The organism is Actinoallomurus acaciae, from assembly GCF_042429965.1.
Taxonomy (GTDB): Bacteria; Actinomycetota; Actinomycetes; order Streptosporangiales; family Streptosporangiaceae; genus Actinoallomurus; species Actinoallomurus acaciae.
The window spans coordinates 1-2,765 of sequence record NZ_JBHLZP010000789.1 but is presented as its reverse complement, the minus strand read 5'-3'; the positions used below and the strand labels follow the sequence as shown (position 1 = coordinate 2,765).

Below are 2,765 nucleotides of genomic sequence, written 5' to 3'. Positions count from 1 at the left end.
ACCGCGTCCGGGTGCGCCCGCCACGGCGCCGTCGCGGTCGTCTCCTCGCCGGTCCACAGCCAGTGCGCGACGTCCTCGAACCGGTGCGTCGCGGCCAGCCGGACGGCGTCGCGTCCGCGGTAGTAGGGGCGGTCGTCGCCCAGGACGGTCAGCCGCGACTCGATGACCAGCTCGTGCCCGCCGCGCCGGGGACGGCCCCGCCGGGCGAGCTCCTCGATCTCGGCGGGGTCGAACAGGCTCCGCCGGCCGTCCGGCGTACGGGCGCGGCGCAGCATCCCGCGGCTCACGTAGGCGTACAGCGTGGCGGGCTCGACGCCGAGCCGGTCGGCGGCGCTCGCCGCGTCGATCCATCCGCCCGCCTCCGACACCCTGCCTCCATTGATTTTCCGTCAATGTTGATGCGCATTCTCCGCTCCGGGAGATGGGTGCCGCAACTCCGCGGTCCGGTGGGACGGTGATGTCGGAAACCCGCGAGCGGTGGGCGTGCCCGTGTTGGTAGGAATGAGAGATGGACGTCGCGATCGGAACCCTCGACACCCCACTGGGCACGCTGGCGTACGCCTGCACCCCGCTCGGGCTGTCCGGCCTTTCCTTCCGCGACACGCCACGCGAACGGGCCCGGCTGCGCGGCGGCCTGCCGCTCGTGGCGGCCCCCGAGCGCACCGAGACCGTGGGCCGCCGGCTGGCCGCCTACTTCGCCGGCCGGGAGGCGGACTTCGACCTGCCCATCGACTGGCGCAACACGTCGGGTGCGCAACGCGAGGTGCTGGAGAAGCTCTACGCCGGCGTGCCGTACGGACGCACCGTGACCTACGGAGAGCTGTCCGGCCTCAGCGGCACCGGTGTCCCGGCGCGGGCGATCGGCACGATCATGGGCTCCAACCCGATCCCGATCGTGGTCCCCTGCCACCGCGTGGTCGCCTCGGACGGCCTCGGCGGCTACAGCGGGAGCACCGGCGTCGAGGTGAAACGCTGGCTCCTCACCCTTGAGGGCGCCATTCCCGCGACCCTCGACTGGGACCCCGCGACCGGGCCCTGACCCCGCCCGGCGTCACGTCCGCAGCGCGTCGTACGACACGCCGGTGCGCTCCTCGGAGAGCTCCCACAGACGGCGGCCCAGCCGCGGGTCGGCGGCGCGCGGCAGGGCCGGGACGCGATGTGGCGCGCCGCGGCTCTGCCCCGGCCCGCGCGGCCCGTAGCACTGGCCGCCCTCGACCTCCGGGGCGGTCGCCGCGTACAGCGAGGGCCACGCCCCGGCGGCGTCGGACTGGCCGAGCAGGTCGCTCACCAGCCCGAACAGCACGGCCTGTGCCCGGTGACCGCCCATCAGCGGGCCGACCCGCTGAAGGTTGGTCGAGGCGTATCCCGGGTGGGAGGCGACGGCGGCGAAGGGCGCCCGGCGGTCGAGTTCCTTGGTGAAGACGAGGTTGGCCAGCTTCGACCGGAAGTACACGGGCCACCGGTGGTAGCCGCGCTCGCCGTCGTCGTCGAAGTCGGCGCGGCCCAGCCAGTGCAGCAGGCTCGTGACGGTGACGACGCGGGCGCCGGGGCGTTCGAGCAGGGCGGGCAGGAGCAGGCCGGTGAGCGCGAAGTGCCCCAGGTGGTTGGTGCCGAACTGCATCTCGAAGCCGTCCGCCGTCAGCCGGTGCGGCAGCGCCATCACGCCGGCGTTGTTGACGAGGACGTCGAGCGGCTCGGGATGCGACTCGGCGAAGGCGCGCACCGACGCCAGGTCGGCCAGGTCGAGCGAGCCGAGGACGACGTCGGCGTCCGGCACGGCCGCGCGGATGGCCGCGACGGCCCGCTCTCCGCGTTCGGCGCTGCGGCAGCCGAGGACGACGGTGGCACCGTGGCGGGCGAGCTCAAGGGCGGTCCGCAGGCCGAGCCCGCTGTTGGCCCCCGTGACGATCGCCCGCTTTCCGGCGAGATCAGGTATGTCGTCCGTCGTCCACCTGGACATCGCTCGCCGCCTTTCCGTCGTGGTCATGGTAGAGATTCGACCGAACGGATACCGCATGGTCGGCGAGTTCCCCGGGTTCCGGCCGGGCCTGCCGAATAATGAGATCATGGCGTCGCAGGTCATCATCCCGCACCGGCCCGGTCCGCTCGTCGACGTCCCGGAGGTTGACGGCCCGGCCGCCGGTGAGCCGGCATCCCGTCTCATCGGGGCGCCGGAGGCCGTGCTGGCGGTCGGCGGCGGCGTCCTGCTCGTCACGGTGCTTCTCACGGGCCTGCCCGGCTGGCTGACCGTGATCGCGGTCGCCTGCCTCGCCCTCGGGCTGGCGCTGCCCGCCCACGCCGCGCTGCTGACGGCGATGCGCCGCCGCTCCGAACGCCGGCGCCATGAGACCCTCGGCGACGGCACCGTGCTCGACGTCTCGGACTCCTCGGTACGCCGCCTCGTCGCGGCGTACGGGCGGCTCGAGCGTACGGCCGGCGCCGGCGACGGACGAGACGCCGCGCATCTGGCACTCGCCGAGGTCGCGGGCATGCTGGCGGGCCGGCCGCCCCGTGGCGCGGAGCGGGAGTACGTGATCGCCCGCGCCGAGGCGGTGTCGGCGCTCGCCGACCGCCTCGCCGAGGGGCCGATCATGCCGGTCGAACTCGCCGGGGCCGACTCGCTGGCCCGCATCAAGGCCCTGCTCGCCGAGAACTAGCGCCGCGTCAAGCAACGTTCGCCCTGTTGATTATGTCGCGTAGGTGTTTGTCGGCGGCGTGTTTGTTCCGCCAGATGATGTAGCGGCGGATCATGCTGCCCTGTTCCT

General features: G+C 73.6%; 4 protein-coding genes. 2 read left to right on the top strand and 2 right to left on the bottom strand.

Going from position 1 to position 2,765, the window contains the following annotated elements:
* On the bottom strand, positions 1–368 hold a 368-nt coding region (locus ACFFNX_RS47015), incomplete at its 3' end, for a helix-turn-helix domain-containing protein (RefSeq protein ID WP_378212889.1).
* Positions 369–508: 140 nt separating this feature from the next.
* Between ACFFNX_RS47015 and ACFFNX_RS47010 the strand changes: the two genes are divergently transcribed.
* Positions 509–1,039 carry a methylated-DNA--[protein]-cysteine S-methyltransferase gene (locus tag ACFFNX_RS47010; RefSeq protein WP_378212888.1) on the top strand — a complete coding sequence of 177 codons (531 nt, stop codon included), beginning with the start codon at positions 509–511 and terminating at the stop codon, positions 1,037–1,039.
* A gap of 12 nt (positions 1,040–1,051) precedes the next feature.
* Here ACFFNX_RS47010 and ACFFNX_RS47005 read toward each other — a convergent pair whose 3' ends face one another.
* A complete protein-coding gene (locus tag ACFFNX_RS47005) occupies positions 1,052–1,960 on the bottom strand; it encodes an oxidoreductase (RefSeq protein WP_378212887.1) in 909 nt (302 codons plus the stop codon).
* Positions 1,961–1,985: 25 nt separating this feature from the next.
* Between ACFFNX_RS47005 and ACFFNX_RS47000 the strand changes: the two genes are divergently transcribed.
* Positions 1,986–2,657 (top strand): hypothetical protein, encoded by a 672-nt coding sequence (locus tag ACFFNX_RS47000; protein WP_378212886.1) that lies wholly within the window; start codon positions 1,986–1,988, stop codon positions 2,655–2,657.
* Positions 2,658–2,765 lie beyond the last annotated feature (108 nt).

What these genes read in the sequence shown, in the direction of transcription:
- ACFFNX_RS47000 (WP_378212886.1), top strand. Translation starts at nt 1,986, where the DNA reads ATGGTAGAGATTCGACCGAACGGATACCGCATGGTCGGCGAGTTCCCC.
- ACFFNX_RS47005 (WP_378212887.1), bottom strand. Translation starts at nt 1,960, where the DNA reads ATGTCCAGGTGGACGACGGACGACATACCTGATCTCGCCGGAAAGCGG.
- ACFFNX_RS47010 (WP_378212888.1), top strand. Translation starts at nt 509, where the DNA reads ATGGACGTCGCGATCGGAACCCTCGACACCCCACTGGGCACGCTGGCG.